This is a genomic window from Seminibacterium arietis, from assembly GCF_042675725.1.
GTDB classification, from domain to species: Bacteria; Pseudomonadota; Gammaproteobacteria; order Enterobacterales; family Pasteurellaceae; genus Seminibacterium; species Seminibacterium arietis.
This window is the reverse complement of the sequence record NZ_JBHTJN010000004.1, coordinates 124,965-141,932: the sequence shown is the minus strand read 5'-3', so window position 1 is coordinate 141,932 and position 16,968 is coordinate 124,965. Positions and strand designations below refer to the sequence as shown.

The 16,968-nt window shown below is 35.0% G+C and carries 15 protein-coding genes and 2 tRNA genes; 11 read left to right on the top strand and 6 right to left on the bottom strand.

What is annotated here, in order from left to right:
• Positions 1-17: 17 nt before the first annotated feature.
• On the bottom strand, positions 18-839 hold the full coding sequence (fdhD, locus tag ACFQ02_RS01645; protein ID WP_380818486.1) for a formate dehydrogenase accessory sulfurtransferase FdhD: 822 nt from the start codon (positions 837-839) through the stop codon (positions 18-20).
• A gap of 179 nt (positions 840-1,018) precedes the next feature.
• Between fdhD and fdnG the strand changes: the two genes are divergently transcribed.
• The 4 genes from fdnG (at position 1,019) to fdhE (ending at position 6,721) form a co-directional block, all read left to right on the top strand.
• Positions 1,019-4,078: a formate dehydrogenase-N subunit alpha gene (fdnG, locus tag ACFQ02_RS01640; protein WP_380818484.1), complete on the top strand. Its 3,060-nt coding sequence runs from the start codon at positions 1,019-1,021 to the stop codon at positions 4,076-4,078.
• Positions 4,075-4,998, top strand: a complete 924-nt coding sequence (gene fdxH, locus ACFQ02_RS01635; protein WP_380818482.1) for a formate dehydrogenase subunit beta — start codon at positions 4,075-4,077, stop codon at positions 4,996-4,998. Before fdnG ends, fdxH begins: the two co-directional genes overlap by 4 nt.
• Positions 4,979-5,710 carry a formate dehydrogenase subunit gamma gene (locus ACFQ02_RS01630; protein ID WP_380818479.1) on the top strand — a complete coding sequence of 244 codons (732 nt, stop codon included), beginning with the start codon at positions 4,979-4,981 and terminating at the stop codon, positions 5,708-5,710. The genes fdxH and ACFQ02_RS01630 overlap by 20 nt, the downstream gene beginning before the upstream one ends.
• 78 nt (positions 5,711-5,788) lie before the next feature.
• Positions 5,789-6,721: a formate dehydrogenase accessory protein FdhE gene (gene fdhE, locus ACFQ02_RS01625; RefSeq protein WP_380818476.1), complete on the top strand. Its 933-nt coding sequence runs from the start codon at positions 5,789-5,791 to the stop codon at positions 6,719-6,721.
• 5 nt (positions 6,722-6,726) lie between these two features.
• Here fdhE and ACFQ02_RS01620 read toward each other — a convergent pair.
• The 3 genes from ACFQ02_RS01620 to orn form a co-directional block, all read right to left on the bottom strand.
• Positions 6,727-6,802: transfer RNA gene (locus ACFQ02_RS01620), tRNA-Gly, on the bottom strand.
• Positions 6,803-6,833: 31 nt separating this feature from the next.
• Positions 6,834-6,909, bottom strand: a tRNA-Gly gene (locus ACFQ02_RS01615).
• Positions 6,910-7,019: 110 nt separating this feature from the next.
• Positions 7,020-7,574 (bottom strand): oligoribonuclease, encoded by a 555-nt coding sequence (gene orn, locus ACFQ02_RS01610; RefSeq protein WP_380818473.1) that lies wholly within the window; start codon positions 7,572-7,574, stop codon positions 7,020-7,022.
• A 69-nt stretch (positions 7,575-7,643) separates the two neighbouring features.
• On the opposite strand from orn, the gene rsgA reads away from it, so the two are divergent.
• The 6 genes from rsgA (at position 7,644) to ACFQ02_RS01580 (ending at position 12,996) form a co-directional block, all read left to right on the top strand.
• A complete protein-coding gene (rsgA, locus tag ACFQ02_RS01605) occupies positions 7,644-8,693 on the top strand; it encodes a small ribosomal subunit biogenesis GTPase RsgA (protein WP_380818471.1) in 1,050 nt (349 codons plus the stop codon).
• A gap of 229 nt (positions 8,694-8,922) precedes the next feature.
• On the top strand, positions 8,923-9,180 hold the full coding sequence (ptsH, locus tag ACFQ02_RS01600) for a phosphocarrier protein Hpr (protein WP_380818469.1): 258 nt from the start codon (positions 8,923-8,925) through the stop codon (positions 9,178-9,180).
• A 115-nt stretch (positions 9,181-9,295) separates the two neighbouring features.
• Positions 9,296-11,023 (top strand): phosphoenolpyruvate-protein phosphotransferase PtsI, encoded by a 1,728-nt coding sequence (gene ptsI / locus ACFQ02_RS01595; RefSeq protein ID WP_380818466.1) that lies wholly within the window; start codon positions 9,296-9,298, stop codon positions 11,021-11,023.
• 62 nt (positions 11,024-11,085) lie between these two features.
• Complete coding sequence (gene crr, locus ACFQ02_RS01590; RefSeq protein ID WP_380818463.1) at positions 11,086-11,586, top strand: PTS glucose transporter subunit IIA; 501 nt, start codon at positions 11,086-11,088, stop codon at positions 11,584-11,586.
• A gap of 160 nt (positions 11,587-11,746) precedes the next feature.
• Positions 11,747-12,166 (top strand): ribonuclease E inhibitor RraB, encoded by a 420-nt coding sequence (gene rraB, locus ACFQ02_RS01585; RefSeq protein WP_380818460.1) that lies wholly within the window; start codon positions 11,747-11,749, stop codon positions 12,164-12,166.
• Between the two features lie 119 nt (positions 12,167-12,285).
• Positions 12,286-12,996 carry an SIMPL domain-containing protein gene (locus tag ACFQ02_RS01580; protein ID WP_380818457.1) on the top strand — a complete coding sequence of 237 codons (711 nt, stop codon included), beginning with the start codon at positions 12,286-12,288 and terminating at the stop codon, positions 12,994-12,996.
• 44 nt (positions 12,997-13,040) lie between these two features.
• Here the strand turns inward: ACFQ02_RS01580 and ACFQ02_RS01575 are convergent, their stop codons facing one another.
• A complete protein-coding gene (locus ACFQ02_RS01575) occupies positions 13,041-14,126 on the bottom strand; it encodes an ABC transporter ATP-binding protein (protein WP_380818455.1) in 1,086 nt (361 codons plus the stop codon).
• Complete coding sequence (locus tag ACFQ02_RS01570) at positions 14,113-15,648, bottom strand: ABC transporter permease (protein WP_380818452.1); 1,536 nt, start codon at positions 15,646-15,648, stop codon at positions 14,113-14,115. The genes ACFQ02_RS01575 and ACFQ02_RS01570 overlap by 14 nt, the downstream gene beginning before the upstream one ends.
• A 266-nt stretch (positions 15,649-15,914) precedes the next feature.
• Between ACFQ02_RS01570 and ACFQ02_RS01565 the strand changes: the two genes are divergently transcribed.
• Entirely contained in the window at positions 15,915-16,910 is a 996-nt protein-coding gene (locus ACFQ02_RS01565) for an iron ABC transporter substrate-binding protein (protein ID WP_380818449.1), read from the top strand.
• Positions 16,911-16,968 lie beyond the last annotated feature (58 nt).

Below are 16,968 nucleotides of genomic sequence, written 5' to 3'. Positions count from 1 at the left end.
TAAAAATGGTAAAAATACTAAATGATTAACCGCTCTTTACCAGTGTAGATTGTGGCTCGTTCTTTGCGAGCAAAACCGATCAAGCTCAAGTTATGCTGTTCAGCAATTTTTACCGCAAAATCCGTTGCCGCTGACATTGCTACTAACATTTCAATTTTGCAGGAAATTGTTTTTTGGACCATTTCATAACTTGCACGGCTCGTTGTTAATAGAAAACCTTGTAAATTTTGCTGTGTAGCATGCCAGCCAAGTATTTTATCTAGTGCAACATGACGTCCAATATCTTCTCGAATAGCAAGTAGCTTGCCATCTTGATCAAAAAATCCTACAGCATGAGTTGAACCAGTTACAGCTCCCAATGCCTGAGCTTGAGTTAATTGGACTAGACAATTTTCAAGTTGAGAAATTGGAAAGTGTAAAGTGTGGTGTAAAATTGGCAATTTTTTATGAATTTGTTCTAATTGTTCAGAACCGCAGATCCCACAACCTGTGCGTCCTGCAAGTGTTCGTCTCATATCTTTTAATCGCATAAAACAACGACTCGATAGCTCAATTCGCACTTCAATGCCATTATGCGTTTCTAACTCATCGATAGCAAATATATCAGTCGCTTTATCAATAATCCCTTCACTAAGAGAAAATCCAATAGCAAAATCAGCTAAATTTTGTGGGCTACACATCATTACTGTGTGAGAAATACCGTTATACACAAGAGCGACAGGAATTTCGTTTGCTAAATTATCTTCTCTTGTAGTGAGACAATCAATTTTTGAGAAAGTCTGTTGTGATTTTGTTAAATTTGCAAAAGATAAAATTTCTTTTTTTGTGATGGAGTTCACATTTTTACCCTGAAATAGTGATTTTTGTCAAAAAAGTGTTATTATATGTTTGTTTTTTAGTTAGTTATTCTAATGAAAATTTTCGTAATTCTCAAACAAAATAAAGCTAACTAAAAATAGAAACGAAATAATCTACTACTACTTGAAATGCCTAATAGGATTAGGCGGGGGTATCACAAATGCAGGTCTCCAGACGTAAGTTTTTTAAGATCTGTGCAGGTGGTATGGCGGGAACATCAGCAGCAATGTTGGGATTTACTCCATCAACCGCATTAGCTGCACCTCGTTCATATAAATTATTGCGAGCTAAAGAAACACGTAATAACTGCACATACTGTGCCGTAGGCTGTGGAATGTTGATGTATAGTCTAGGCGATGGTGCAAAAAATGCACAGTATAAACTCATTCATATTGAGGGTGATCCCGATCACCCTGTCAGTCGAGGTTCACTTTGTCCAAAAGGGGCGGGTGCATTAGACTTTGTTAATAGTCCTAATCGATTAAAATATCCAGAATATCGTGCACCAGGTTCAAATAAATGGGTTCGCATTTCTTGGGAAGAAGCGATTTCTCGTATTGCACGTTTATTGAAAGATGATCGTGATGCTAATTTTGTTGAATATAACGAAAAAGGCACAAGAGTCAATCGTTGGTTGACTACGGGCATGTTAGCTTCATCTGCTACTAGTAATGAAACTTGTATGATTTCTCACAAATGGGCAAGATCACTTGGAATCATGGCGTTAAATAATCAAGCTGCAACTTGCCATGGTCCAACGGTACCAGCATTAGCTTCTGCTTTTGGACGAGGGGCAATGACTAATCATTGGGTTGATATTAAAAATGCTAATTTAATCATTGTGATGGGAGCAAATACCGCAGAAGCTCATCCAGTGGGTTTTAAATGGGTGATTGAAGCAAAAAAAACGAATAAAGCAAAATTATTTGTTATCGATCCTCGTTTTAATCGTACTGCATCAGTATCGGATTTTTATTCACCAATTCGTCCAGGTACTGATATTGCTTTCTTGTTAGGCGTTATACGATATTTATTACGTAATGATAAAATTCAACACGAATACGTTAAGCATTATACCAATGCTTCTTTTTTGATTAATAAAGGTTTTAAATTTGAAGACGGTTTTTTCAGTGGTTTCGATGAAGTTAGTGGACAATATACAGATAAATCTACTTGGAGTTATCAAACTGATGAAAATGGTCAACCAAAACGAGATTTAACATTGCAACATCCTCGTTGTGTGATTAATTTACTGAGACAACATGTTGAACGCTATACACCTGAAATGGTCTCTAATATCACTGGTGTAACTGAAAAAGCCTTTCAAACTGTATGTGAAGCCTTAGCAGAAACTTCTGCACCCAATAAAACTGCAACTTTCCTTTATGCTCTAGGTTGGACACAGCACTCTGTAGGAACTCAGAATATTCGTTCTATGGCGATGATTCAGTTACTTTTAGGCAATATTGGTATGGCTGGTGGTGGAGTCAATGCATTACGAGGACATTCAAATGTGCAAGGTGCAACAGATATGGGATTATCACCAATGGCATTGCCTGCATATTTATCACTACCGCATGAAAATGATACGACATTAGAGAAATATTTAGCTCGTACTACACCGAAAGATGTAATGGCAGGTCAAGTCAATTATTGGAAAAATACGCCTAAATTTATGGTAAGTTTGCTTAAATCTTTTTATGGTGACAAAGCAACCGAAGAAAATGAGTTTGGTTATCAATATTTACCTAAATGGGATATTTTTTACGATCCGTTTCGTTTTATGGACATGATGTCACATGGAAAAATTAATGGCTTTATTTGTCAAGGTTACAATCCTGTCTCATCTTATCCTGATAAAAATCGTGTAGTGCATGCTTTAAGCCAATTGAAATTTTTTGTTGTACTTGATCCAACTGAAACAGCGACATCTAATTTCTGGCAAAATCATGGTGAAATGAATGACGTTGATCCTTCAACTATTCAGACAGAAGTATTTCGTTTACCAACAGTGTGTTTTGCTGAAGAAGATGGGTCAATTGCTAATTCAGGTCGTTGGTTGCAATGGCATTATAAAGCTACTGAACCACCACATGAAGCTAAACCAGATGTAGATATTTTCTCAGAAATTCGTCATCACATGTTAGAACTATATCACAAAGAAGGTGGACGCGGTTTAGAGTCTTTTGAGGCTATGACATGGAATTATGCGAATCCATTAGAACCAAAAGCTCATGAAATAGCGAAAGAAAGTAATGGTTATGCTTTACAAGACTTGTATGATGCTAGTGGCAAACTAATTGCTAAAGAAGGCGAATTGTTGTCATCTTTTTCTCATTTGCGTGATGACGGTTCAACAGCTGCTGGTTGTTGGATTTATACAGGTCAGTGGACTGAAAAAGGTAATATGATGGATCGTCGTGACAATAGTGATCCGTCAGGCTTAGGTAATACTCTCGGTTGGTCATTTGCTTGGCCTGCTAATCGTCGTGTTTTATATAATCGTGCTAGTGCAGATCTTTCTGGTAAGCCGTGGGATCCAAAACGACAATTAGTGAAATGGAATGGCAAAAACTGGAATTATATTGATATTGCTGATTATGGTAACGCCCCACCAAATTCTCCAACTATGCCATTCATTATGCAAGATGATGGAGTGGGGGGAATTTTTGCCTTAAAACGTATTGGTGACGGTCCACTTCCTGAACATTATGAACCAATTGAGAGTCCAATTGGAACAAATCCATTACATCCAAATGTAGTGTCAAATCCAGCAGCTCGTATTTTAGAAAATGACCGTGAAACTTTTGGAAGTGCGGTAGAATATCCTTATGTTGGCACGACCTATAGTTTGACTGAACATTTTCATGCATGGACTGCTCAAAATTTATTGAATATGATTACTCAGCCACAAGGTTTTGTAGAAATAAGTGAGGAACTGGCTCAAGAAAAAGGTATTGCAAAAGGCGATATGGTAAAAGTCAGTTCAAAACGTGGTTATATCAAGGCTGTTGCAGTAGTAACTAAGCGAGTTAAGCCACTTATGATTCATGGTAAACGAGTTCATACTATTGGAATTCCTATTCACTGGGGATTTTCAAGTGTCGCAGGTAAAAGCTTTATTGCCAATACGTTAACTCCACGTGTAGGTGATGCAAATTCTCAAACTCCTGAATATAAAACGTTTTTAGTTAATTTGGAAAGGGTGGATGTATTATGATGAATGGAAGTGGAGTTCAATCTCAAAATGTAATAAAAGTTTCCGCAACTTCTGAGTTAACGCCCCCACCTCATGCAAGAGATCATCAAGTTGAAGTTGCTAAATTAATTGATGTGACGACTTGTATTGGTTGTAAAGCTTGTCAAGTAGCTTGCTCTGAATGGAATGATTTACGCACGGAACCGCAAAAATGCGTAGGTGTTTACGATAATCCAATTGATATGAATGCTAAAGCATGGACTGTTATGCGGTTCAATGAAGTGGAAGAAAATGACCGTTTAGAATGGCTTATTCGTAAAGATGGTTGTATGCATTGTTCTGAACCTGGATGTTTAAAAGCATGTCCAACTCCAGGAGCAATAATTCAATATGCGAATGGTATTGTTGATTTTCAATCAGATAAATGTATTGGTTGTGGTTATTGTATCGCGGGCTGTCCATTCAATGTACCACGGATGAATCCAGAAGATAATCGCGTATATAAATGTACGCTTTGTGTAGATCGTGTTACTGTGGGACAGGAACCTGCCTGTGTAAAAACCTGTCCAACGGGAGCAATTCGTTTTGGTAGCAAAGAAGAAATGAAGCACTACGCAGAAACTCGTATTGCGGATTTAAAATCTCGTGGCTATGAAAATGCAGGATTATATGATCCTGAAGGAGTTGGTGGAACTCACGTAATGTATGTTTTACATCATGCTGACCGACCAGAGCTTTATTCAGGGTTACCAAAAGATCCTGGTATTGATCTTTCTATTACGCTTTGGAAAGATGTACTTAAACCAGCAGCAGCACTAGCGATGGGCGGTCTAGTGTTGGCAGAAATTGCACATTATGTATCATTTGGACCAAACAATGAAGAAGATGTAGAAGATCATCATGCACAAAATGGGGGAGATCATGACTCAGAAGAAAATTGAAATCAGTAATGATCATAAAATTATTCGACACAGATTACCTGCTCGCCTTAGTCACTGGTTACTTGTGATCTGTTTTTTCACTACTGGGCTATCAGGTTTAGCGTTTTTCTTTCCTGATTTTTCATGGCTTACTGAAATTTTAGGTAATCCACGACTTGCTCGTTTTGTTCACCCATTTACTGGATTGGTAATGTTTGTTGCCTTTATTAATCTTGCATTAATTTATTGGCGTCATAATTTTCCTGAGAAATCGGATATACCTTGGTTACTTGGAATTGTAGAAGTACTAAAAGGTAATGAACATGATGTTGCAGATAATGGTAAGTATAACCTTGGTCAAAAAATGCTGTTCTGGAGCTTGATTTTATCAATGTTACTATTGTTAGTCACAGGTATTATTATGTGGCGGCAATTTTTTTCTCATTATTTTCCTGTTCCTGTAATTCGCATTGCGATTTTGTTACACTCATCTTGTGCTTTCATGTTATTTACAGGCATTATGGTTCATATTTATATGGCATTTTGGGTAAAAGGCTCGATTCGTAGCATGATTGAAGGTTGGGTGACAGTTCGTTGGGCTAAAAAACATCATCCGAGATGGTATCGTGAAGAAGTATTGCCTAAGTTGGAAAAAGAATTAGCTGAACAACAATCTAAAGAGCAAGAAAAAATGGATAAAAACAAATCACAATTGCGAACAGAAGCTAATTAATTATCAAATCTAAGGGAAAAGTGCGGTAAATATTACCGCACTTTGTTCTAAAACATTTAACGAAGTTTATAAAATATCATGGGAATCCGAATTCTACCAAAATCTGAAATTAAAAAGATGTCGACAGATTTTAATACACCTATATTACTTTTTGCTAATCCGAAAAATATTTATCAGCGTAGAACAGCACGTCTTGAGGCTTTAGCAAAAAATAGTCCATTAGGCGATTATTTACGGTTTGCTGCTAAAATTAGTACAGCACAATTAGAAATTTTGACACAGCAACCTTTGCCCCAACAAGCACAGTTAGAAGAAATTTCTTGTTCTTGTACCGCACTTGCTAATAATCCTTTTTATGGAATACACTGGAAACGCTCTGAAGACTGGTTGAAAATTTTAATGTTGTTACTAGAAAAAATTAAGCCTGATGCTAATGAGCTGACGCTCGCTACTATTGAGTGGCTAGAAAAGGCTCACAGTGATCAAATTAATCAATTAGCTGATTATTTACTAGCTCAACAATATGAAAAAGTGAGTAGCGATAAAGCGGTATTTATTTGGGCTGCCCTATCATTATACTGGTTACAGTTAGTGCAACAAATCCCTCATAATGCGGAATTAAAAAATACAGAAAATTTGCATTGTTGTCCTATATGTAATGCTCCACCAGTAGCAAGTGTAATTCAGTTAGGTGCCACACAAGGACTACGTTATTTACATTGTTCATTATGTGAAACAGAATGGAATGTTGTGAGGGCTAAATGTAGTCAGTGTGATCAAACTAACAATTTAGAATACTGGGTGTTGGATAATGAATTTTCAGCTGTACGAACAGAAACTTGCGAAGATTGCTACACTTATCTTAAAGTAATGTATCAAGAAAAAGATCCTTATTTAGAACCTATTGCCGATGATCTCTCGAGCATTTTTCTTGATATAGAAATGGAATCAAAAGGTTTTTCTCGTTCAGGACTAAATCCTTTTATGTTTCCAAATAATGAAATAAGTTAACTTTTTGGAGCGGGAAACGAGGCTCGAACTCGCGACCCCGACCTTGGCAAGGTCGTGCTCTACCAACTGAGCTATTCCCGCATTGAGTAGATTTAACATACGACAGAAAAAATGGAGCGGGAAACGAGGCTCGAACTCGCGACCCCAACCTTGGCAAGGTTGTGCTCTACCAACTGAGCTATTCCCGCAACTCTATTCTTTCATAAAGAATGCGTTGTATTATACGAAAAAATTTTTTTCTGACAAGAACAATTAAAAAAAATTTTACACTTGCTTAGTTATTCAGCATATTGAACAGCTATTTTTCATTTAAACAAATAAAATGATTACGATAATAAGCTAACTCCGCAATAGATTCTTTAATATCGTCTAAAGCTAAATGGCAATTTTTCTTTTTAAAACCCGATAAAATACTGGGTTTCCAACGACGAGCTAACTCTTTTAACGTACTAACGTCAAGATGGCGATAATGAAAATAGTTAGCGAGATCAGGCATGTATTCATATAGAAAACGTTTATCCTGTGCAATACTATTACCACAAATTGGTGAATGACCTTTTTCTACCCATTTTTTAAGGAAATCAAGAGTTTGAAGTTCAGCAGCTCTTTCGGTTAGCTTGCTATTTTTTACTCTCTCAATCAGACCGTTTTCGGTGTGGGTTTTCGTACACCAAGCATCCATATTATCCAATAATTGATTAGATTGCTTAATTGCAAGAACAGGACCTTCGGCTAAAATATTAAGATCTTTATCTGTAACAATAGTAGCTATTTCGATAATACGGTCTTTTTTGGGATCAAGTCCTGTCATTTCGAGATCAATCCAAATTAGATTTTCTTTATTTAATTGCATAATTTAGGGTATCCTATAGTAAATTTGTATTACTTTATCAAAAAACTCACCGCAGTTTAAGGATTTATCTTGGCTAAACGAAAATTAACACAAAATCAAAAACGGCGAATTCAATCAAACAATGCAAAAATTCATCATCGTCATCAGCGAAAAGAAAAAAAGGATTTTGAATGGCTTGATGAAATGTTAGGCGATTCACAAGAGGGTAGAGTTGTGAGCCGTTATTCTTTGCATGCGGATGTAGAAACAAAGAGTGGTCAAATTTTTCGTTGTAATTTACGTCGTACGTTGACGAGCCTTGTCGTTGGTGATTACGTTATTTGGCGGCAAGGAAAAGAGAATTTACAAGGAGTAAATGGCGTAATTGAAGCCGTATTACCTCGAGACAATGAAATAGCACGTCCAGATTATTATGATGGGATGAAAATAATGGCGGCTAACATTAGTCGTATAATCATTGTTTCTGCTGTTTTGCCAAAGTTATCATTAAATATTATCGATCGTTATTTGGTTATTTGTGAAACTGCGAAAATTCCTGCGGTAATTGTTTTAAATAAAGCGGATTTATTAGACGAAAAAGAGCGGTTAGAAACGGAAAATTTATTAGCGATTTATCAGAATATTGGCTACCAAACTTTATTGATTTCAGCCAAAAGTGGTGAAAATATGGAAAATTTGACCTCACTTTTAGCACAAGGTACATCTATCTTTGTTGGGCAGTCAGGCGTTGGCAAATCCAGTTTGATTAATTATTTTTTGCCACAAGTAAATGCTCAAGTAGGTGATGTGAGTGAAATTTCAGGGCTAGGACAACACACAACTACGGTTTCGAAGTTATATCACTTGCCACAAGGAGGGGATTTAATAGACTCTCCTGGAATTAGAGAATTTGGATTATGGCATTTACAACCCGACCAAATTACTAAAGGTTATAGAGAGTTTCATTATTTTTTAGGAGCTTGCAAATTTCGAGATTGTAAACATGCACAAGATCCAGAATGTGCATTACGTTTAGCAGTAGAGCAAGGTAAAATTCACCCTCTACGTTTTGAAAATTATCATCGTTTAATTGCTGGTTTAACAGAAAACAAATCTCAACGGCATTTTTCTACAGAGTAAAGCGTTAAATAAAAGTTAATCCACGGTCAAAAAACACTCTTTTTTTGACCTTTTTTGTGACTTGAGTCAAATTTTACAGCAATTACGCTTGATTATTGTTTTACTTCCTTTGATACTACCCTCAGATTTATTTTTTTATATAAAATAAATAAGAAGACGTTATACACTAATAACTAGTCTATCGATTTTATTGAATAGTTAAACCATTTATTAAGAAGAGGATACAATTATGTACTCAAAAGATGTTGAAATTATTGCACCTAACGGTTTACATACTCGTCCAGCAGCACAATTTGTGAAAGAAGCCAAAGCATTTAGTTCTGATGTTACTGTAACTTCTGCTGGAAAAAGTGCTAGTGCTAAAAGTTTGTTTAAATTGCAAACTCTAGGTCTGACGCAAGGGACAGTGATTACAATTTCAGCAGATGGTGAAGACGAAGAAAAAGCTGTTGAACATTTAGTTGCTCTTATTCCTACTTTAGAGTAAGAGAGCTAGGCGGAATTAGCCGTGAAGTGGTATTAAATCTCATTCTAAATGTAATACTTTATGGCTTTTTTCATTTCGATTGGAAAGTTTAATTTAATCATTTTGAAGGTTACACATGATTTCAGGTATTCCCGCATCACCAGGCGTTGTATTTGGTAAAGCATTAGTTCTGAAAGAAGAAAAAATTGTTTTTGATACACAGAAAATTACAGATGATCAAATTGAAGTTGAAATTGCTCGCTTTTATGAAGGAAGAGCAGCAGCGATTGAGCAGTTAACATCTATCAAGGATCGAGCTTATTCTTCATTGGGTGAAGAAAAGGCTGCCATTTTTGAAGGTCACTTAATGATCCTAGAAGATGAAGAACTTGAAGAAGAAATTATTGACTATTTGCGTTCGAACAAAGTAAATGCGAGCGTAGCTGCAAATACTATTATTAATCAACAAGTAACAATGCTATCCGAAATTGATGATGAATATTTAAGAGAACGAGCAGGAGACATCCAAGACATTGGTAATCGTTTAATAAAGAATATTTTGGGTATGCATATTGTTGATTTGGGTGATATTAATCAAGAAGTTATTTTAGTAGCTTATGATCTTACTCCATCACAAACTGCACAATTAAATCTAGAAAAAGTTTTAGGTTTTGTAACTGATATTGGGGGACGTACTTCACATACATCTATTATGGCTCGATCATTAGAGTTGCCTGCGATTGTAGGCACAAATAATGTAACTGAAGTAGTGAACACTGGAGATTATTTGATTCTTGATGCAATTAATAATCAAGTTTATGTTAATCCAAAAGAGGAAGATATTGAAAGACTCAAGCTTTTGCAAGCTCAGTTGCTAGAAGAAAAAGCAGAATTAGCAAAATTAAAAGATCTTCCTGCGTTGACTCTTGATGGACATCATGTTGATGTAGTTGCCAATATAGGGACTATTCGCGATGTAGAAGGTGTGGATCGTAATGGAGCTGAAGGAGTCGGGTTATATCGTACAGAATTTTTATTTATGGATCGCGATCAATTACCAACCGAAGAAGAGCAATTTATTGCTTATAAAGAAGTAGTTGAAGCAATGAAAGGGCGGTTAGTAATTTTGCGTACTATGGATATTGGTGGAGATAAAGAATTACCTTACTTAAATTTACCAAAAGAAATGAATCCATTTTTAGGTTGGCGAGCTATTCGCATTGCATTAGATCGCCGTGAAATTTTGACCGCACAATTGAGAGCAGTATTACGTGCTTCTGCTTTTGGTAAACTTGCAGTAATGTTTCCAATGATTATTTCTGTAGAAGAAATTAGAGAGTTAAAATCAGTGATTGACGTTCTCAAACAAGAATTGCGAACAGAAAATAAAGCCTTTGACGATCAAATTCAAATTGGTGTTATGGTAGAAACTCCATCAGCAGCTGTGAACGCTAAATTCCTAGCGAAAGAAGTTGATTTTTTTAGTATTGGTACGAACGATCTAACTCAATACACATTAGCAGTTGATCGCGGTAATGAATTGATTTCGCACCTTTATAATCCAATGAGTCCATCTGTATTAGCATTGATTAAACAAGTAATTGACGCATCGCATGCTGAAGGCAAATGGACGGGTATGTGCGGTGAATTGGCTGGTGATGAAAAAGCCGCTATTTTATTACTAGGTATGGGATTAGATGAATTTAGCATGAGTGCAATATCTGTACCTCGTATTAAGAAATTAATCCGCAATGTTAATTATCAGGATGCGAAAGAGTTAGCGGAAAAAGCTTTACAACAAGCAACGATAGCTGAAATTGAATCGTTAGTAGTTGATTTTTTAGCTGAAAAAGCATTAAATTAGGGTATCAATTACGAGCTTTTTACGCTAGAATAGGGTTAACAGTTACTGGTAGGAGAATGAGAATGGGATTTTTTGATAAATTATTTGGTTCAAAAGACAGTAAAGCCATTAATGTGGAAATTTATGCACCTATTTCTGGTGATATTGTAAATATTGAAGATGTACCAGATGTTGTTTTTTCAGAAAAAATAGTGGGCGACGGTGTTGCTATTCGTCCTACAGGTAATAAAATGGTTGCCCCTGTTGATGGCGTTATTGGTAAGATTTTTGAAACAAATCATGCCTTTTCAATGGAGTCTAAAGAAGGCGTTGAATTATTTGTTCATTTTGGGATAGATACAGTAGAGTTAAAAGGTGAAGGATTTACTCGAGTTGCACAAGAAGGACAGGCTGTTAAGCGTGGAGATACAGTGATTGAATTTGATTTAGAACTTTTAGAATCTAAAGCAAAGTCAGTTTTAACTCCTGTAGTGATTTCTAATATGGATGAAATTAGTAGCATGGAAAAAAAATCTGGTGAAGTCGTTGGTGGTGAATCTATTGTGCTAGTACTGAAAAAATAATCACGATGAACTAATTTATTCTAAAAGCCCTTGTTTTAACAAGGGCTTTGTTATTTATTAAATAAATTTTTTGCATCATAATATCTTTGTTGAATATGAGCAGATTTTTTATTTAAAAATGCTACAATAAGTGCGGGTAATATTTTATGAAGGAATTTGTATGATGCAAGTTGAGCAATTTCAACAAGAGACGAGAGAGATTATTAGTAGTTTATTAAATGACGGCAGTGATCCCAATGCACTGTATATTATCGAACATCATATTGCACACAGTAATTTTGAACAATTGGAAAAAATTGCTGTTGATGCTTTTAAACTTGGTTATGAGGTATCTGAAGCTGAAGAATTAGAAGATGAGGAAGGAAATATTGTTTTTTGCTTTGATGTCATTAGCGAAATCCATCTTAAGCCAGAGTTAATTGACCTTCAGCAACAGGAGTTGCTACCACTAGTAAAAAAATATAAAGGGACTTATGATGGTTGGGGAACTTATTTTGAAGATCCAAATGCAACAGATGATGAATATGGTGAGGATGGTGAGTTTTTAGTTGATGATGTGGATGAATATGATAGAGGTTAAGTGTAATTGTATGAGAGAGTAAGGTAAAAAGATACCACGTTTTTATCAGAGTTAATTGTTTACAGCGAAACATTAGTAATATGTCTATGAAGAGTGATTTTATTGATTAAGGAGTTGCTATGCGACTAAGATTACTTTTTTTTATCTTATGGTTATTTCCAATAGTGAGTTATGGGAATCAACAAGAATCCACCATTTCTAATATAAGTACAGTATTATTCAATGCTGAAGTGGAAAGAGAAATCCCTTATGATTTACAAACAGCAAGTTTATTTATTCAAACAGAGAACAGTGATTTGTTGGTTGCAACAACAAGTGTGAATAAAAAAATTGTACAAGCACTGGATATTTTGAAATCCTTTAGTGCGGTTAATATTCAGGAAAATTCACGTTCAACACAAATAAGATATGATTCTTCAGGAAAGCAAAATGGCTGGATTGCTCGAGGTCAGTTAGTTTTGCAAAGTAAAGATAATGTAATCTTATCTCAAGCAATATCTGCTCTTGACGGTGTTCTAGCAATAGAATCTATTACTTCATCTTTATCTTCTACTGCACTTTCCACTGTCGAAGATGAAATGACTAAACAAGTATTAGATAAAATGCAACATAAGGCTTTAGTTATTCAACAATCTCTACAAGCGAAAAGCTATCAAATTATTGAATTAAATGTGTTTCCACCAGTAGAGCAGAACGATTTTAATCCCAAAGTCTATAGTGCGGCAGTAAAATCAAGAAGCGTTTCTTATGATGCTCCTGAAATATATTTAAGTAGCCCAAAAACAAATATTAAAGTTCGTATTGAAGCTCGTATTTCACTGAATAATTAACAAAAAATGCGTGAGTTTTCACGCATTTAATTTGATTAATATACTCATTTAGTTGAGTAAAATAATCCACATCCTTGTAAAGTAATGTTGATTTTTTTTCCGATTTTTAACTTAGGCTGATGCGTTGGGATTAGTTGAGTTTCCAGCATAAATTGAGTGTTGTTTACAGCTAAAAGTAGCCTTATTTTTAACCCGCTAGAAATTATTTTTACTATTGTTGCCTCAAAATGTGTAAAATCATTTTCCATGTTTTCGGTAAATAGACTAAATTGTTCAGGGCGAAATAAAACAATACCATGTTTGTTTTGATATTTCTCATTTTGATGAATTAGTATTTTTCCCAATGGACAGTGAATGTATTCTCCTTTCTGATCAGCTACGGCATCAAATTCAATAACTGTTCCAATAAACTTTGCGGTTTCACGAGTTTGGGGATGCCAATATAAATTATAAGGCGTGTCAATTTGCAAAATTTTTCCTTTTTGCATGATTGCAATTCGGTCTGCATAAGTGAGAGCCTCTTCTCTATCGTGTGTAACGAATAATGCACTAGTATTACTCTCTCGTAGAGCACTCAGCATTTCTTTACGAATTTGATGACGAAGATGTTCATCTAATGCACTAAAAGGCTCATCTAACAAAATTAACTTTGGCTTTGGTGCCAATGCTCTTGCTAGAGCAACACGTTGTTGTTGTCCTCCCGAAAGTTCATAAGGAAAACGTTGCGATAAGTGGCTGATCCCAGTGAGTTCCATGACTTCCTGCACTCGATCGATTTCTTGTTTAGTTTTACCCATGCCATTTCCCAATCCATAGGCAATATTACGATAAACAGTTAAATGAGGGAAAAGGACACCTTCTTGGACAACATATCCTAAATTACGTTGTTGTATTGGAATAGATTTTTTTTCATTTGCAATAAGTTTATCGTAGAGAAAAATACGACCTTTGTTTATTTGTTCGAATCCAGCAATAATTCTTAATAAAGTTGATTTTCCACAACCTGAAGAGCCTAATAAAAATAAAAGCTCACCTTCTTTCAATGAAAGAGAAATATTATTTAATACCTCAATTTCGTTGAAATTTTTTGATAGTCCGTTAATTTCTAATATTGATTTATTTAAAAGCATACTTTTTTAGTAAAAAAACAGGGATTGCAGAGAAAAAGACCAGCATTGTAGCATAAGGCGTGGCGGCTGCATATTGTGCATCACTTGTATATTCCCATACTGCAATAGAGAGTGTTTTTATGTCATTTGGAGTTAGCAATAATGTTGCGGTCAATTCTTTCATTAGATTTAAAAAGACTAAAGCAAAAGCAGCAGCAATACCAGGTAACATGGCTGGTATAGTTAGTGTGCGAAAAATATAAAAAGGAGAACGTCCTAAACTTTGCCCTATTTTTTCAACATCTACAGGGATCTGTTCTAAAGCACTACGTAATGTTGTCTGTGCCATAGGAAGATACAACATAAAATACGCAATCACTATAACAATGAAAGTTTGATAAAACGGGTAAGCATAATTAATTGTGAAATAAGTTAAGGAAAGTGCAATAATAATGCCTGGTACAGCGTGTAAAATATAAGGTAGCCTGTCAATCCATATACTTAGACAAGTGCGATAACGGACTGCTGCCCAAACTAATGGCAAAGCACCAATGACAGTCATTGTAGCCCCCAAAGCAGAAATGATTGTTGAATTTAAGAATGCTTCAAAAAAAGCACTATAATCTTGAATATTACCTTTAGAATTTCCAATAATCAGCCAATAAATTAACATTATAAATGGTATTCCAATGCTTAGAATAAAAAGCAATAAAAAGAAAAGAATAATGGGAATTTGTTTATATAGAGGAAGTGTAATTGGCTGATAAGATCTTATTACTCCTTTTCCACTACGATACAATTTGTTTTGTCCTCTTAGTTTTATTTCACCAAATACAATGAATATACAAATTACCATGAGTACCGCAGAAAGTAGGGCCGCTACATTATTATTAAAAGACATTTCATATTCTTGAAAAATAGCAGTTGTAAAAGTTGGATAGTTTAAAATGGAAACAGCACCAAACTCTATAAGCATGTGTAGAGCGATTAGTAAAAGACTACTCCCAAGTGCGGGTTTAAGTTGTGGCAAAAGAACATGGACAAATGTATATATCTTGCTTTTTCCTAAGGAAAAGCTAATGTCTTCTAATGAGCGATCTAAACGTTTTAATGTGGCGGATACAGGTAAATAAGTAAGAGGAAAAGAATTTAATGTCATTATCATAATAGCACCGAAAACGCCTTCTACTCGAAAAGTTAAACTAATCCAAGTAAAACAGCTGACAAAAGCAGGAATACAGAGTGGTAATGCCATGGACACGCTAAAAAAGGACTTTCCCCAAAAATGATAACGTTCTAAACAAAATGCACAAAATACACCAATAGTCATTGCTAAGATAGTTACTGAAAACACGAGTATTAAAGTATTACTCAATAGTTCCCACATCCTTGGACGCCATAGTAATTCTATACTGCGTTCAATACCAACTGTATACGTTCTTAAAATAACATATAAAAAAGGACATATCAGTAATAGACTGATTGCTAAAATTAACAGTTTAAGAGGTAATGGAAGAAGAGTTTGAGTATTATTTACTTTCATAAGATATTGTTTTTTATTCAGCGACTATTGTGTTTTTATTTAGTTATGTATCAATGAAGTAGCAAGTTTATACTATGCGAGTGTACTCATCAATTTAATATTTTTATTTAATAAATATAACTATATATAGTTATATTGCATTTTTTGAAAAAAAGAATAATTACTATTTGTTTTTGGTTGCATATATGCTATTCTTGCCACGATTCGTTCATAGTGAAGTGAGCGAAGCACGGATAAGTTTTAGTTTTAATATAAGGAATAGTTAAATGAAATCTAGTTTTAAATTTGCGTTACTTTTTTCTGCTTTAATGTTACCGAGAGTAAGTTTAGCTGATATTGTGGTATATAATGGTCAGCACAAAGAAGCTACAAAAGCGGTTGTTGAAGCATTTACTAAAGAAACAGGTATTAAAGTAACAGTAAATAGTGCAAAAACCGATCAACTTGCTGGTCAATTACGGGAAGAAGGTAACAAAAGCCCTGCTGATGTCTTTTACTCAGAGCAAATTCCACCTTTAGTTACCCTTTCTGAAGCTGGTTTATTAGAACCCCTATCGAATAATATAATTAAACAAACCCAACAAAAGGGAGTTCCACTTGCACCGAAAAAAGACTGGGTTGCCTTGAGTGGTCGTGCTAGAGTAGTTGTTTATAACAAAAATATGCTTTCCGAGAACGATTTAGAAAAATCAGTGTTAGATTATGCAACTCCTAAATGGAAAGGCAAAATTGGTTATGCTCCTACTTCAGGTGCTTTTTTAGAACAAGTTATTGCAATTACTAAACTGAAAGGAGAAAAAGTAGCACTTGATTGGTTAAAAGGTTTAAAAGAAAATGGTAAACCATATGCGAAGAACAGTGTTGCTTTACAAGCAGTTGAGAATGGTGAAATTCCAGCGGCTTTAATTAATAACTATTATTGGTATGCGTATGGAAAAGAAAAAGGATTTGACAATATCAATAGTCGTTTGAATTTTGTGCGTAATCAAGATCCAGGTGCATTAGTTACTTATTCTGGTGCCGCAGTATTGAAATCGTCAAAAAATAAAAAAGAAGCGAAGAAATTTGTTGAATTTCTAGCAAGTAAAAAAGGTCAAGAAGCACTTGTTTCTGTGCGAGCAGAATATCCATTACGTTCTGATGTTGTTTCTGCATTTAATATGGAACCAATTGCAAAATTAGAAGCTCCAATAGTTTCAGTAACAACAAAAGCAGATAAAGACAATGCAATTAAATTGTTGGAAGCTGCAGGATTAAAATAAAGAAATAACTCCTTTCATTTACTATACCGAGTCGTCATGACTGGGTATAGTTTGATCT

Bases quoted from the DNA above. Each gene is read 5' to 3' on its own strand.
- fdnG (WP_380818484.1), top strand. From the start codon at position 1,019: ATGCAGGTCTCCAGACGTAAGTTTTTTAAGATCTGTGCAGGTGGTATG.
- fdxH (WP_380818482.1), top strand. From the start codon at position 4,075: ATGATGAATGGAAGTGGAGTTCAATCTCAAAATGTAATAAAAGTTTCC.
- ACFQ02_RS01630 (WP_380818479.1), top strand. From the start codon at position 4,979: ATGACTCAGAAGAAAATTGAAATCAGTAATGATCATAAAATTATTCGA.
- fdhE (WP_380818476.1), top strand. From the start codon at position 5,789: ATGGGAATCCGAATTCTACCAAAATCTGAAATTAAAAAGATGTCGACA.
- orn (WP_380818473.1), bottom strand. From the start codon at position 7,574: ATGCAATTAAATAAAGAAAATCTAATTTGGATTGATCTCGAAATGACA.
- ptsH (WP_380818469.1), top strand. From the start codon at position 8,923: ATGTACTCAAAAGATGTTGAAATTATTGCACCTAACGGTTTACATACT.
- ptsI (WP_380818466.1), top strand. From the start codon at position 9,296: ATGATTTCAGGTATTCCCGCATCACCAGGCGTTGTATTTGGTAAAGCA.
- crr (WP_380818463.1), top strand. From the start codon at position 11,086: ATGGGATTTTTTGATAAATTATTTGGTTCAAAAGACAGTAAAGCCATT.
- rraB (WP_380818460.1), top strand. From the start codon at position 11,747: ATGATGCAAGTTGAGCAATTTCAACAAGAGACGAGAGAGATTATTAGT.
- ACFQ02_RS01580 (WP_380818457.1), top strand. From the start codon at position 12,286: ATGCGACTAAGATTACTTTTTTTTATCTTATGGTTATTTCCAATAGTG.
- ACFQ02_RS01575 (WP_380818455.1), bottom strand. From the start codon at position 14,126: ATGCTTTTAAATAAATCAATATTAGAAATTAACGGACTATCAAAAAAT.
- ACFQ02_RS01570 (WP_380818452.1), bottom strand. From the start codon at position 15,648: ATGAAAGTAAATAATACTCAAACTCTTCTTCCATTACCTCTTAAACTG.
- ACFQ02_RS01565 (WP_380818449.1), top strand. From the start codon at position 15,915: ATGAAATCTAGTTTTAAATTTGCGTTACTTTTTTCTGCTTTAATGTTA.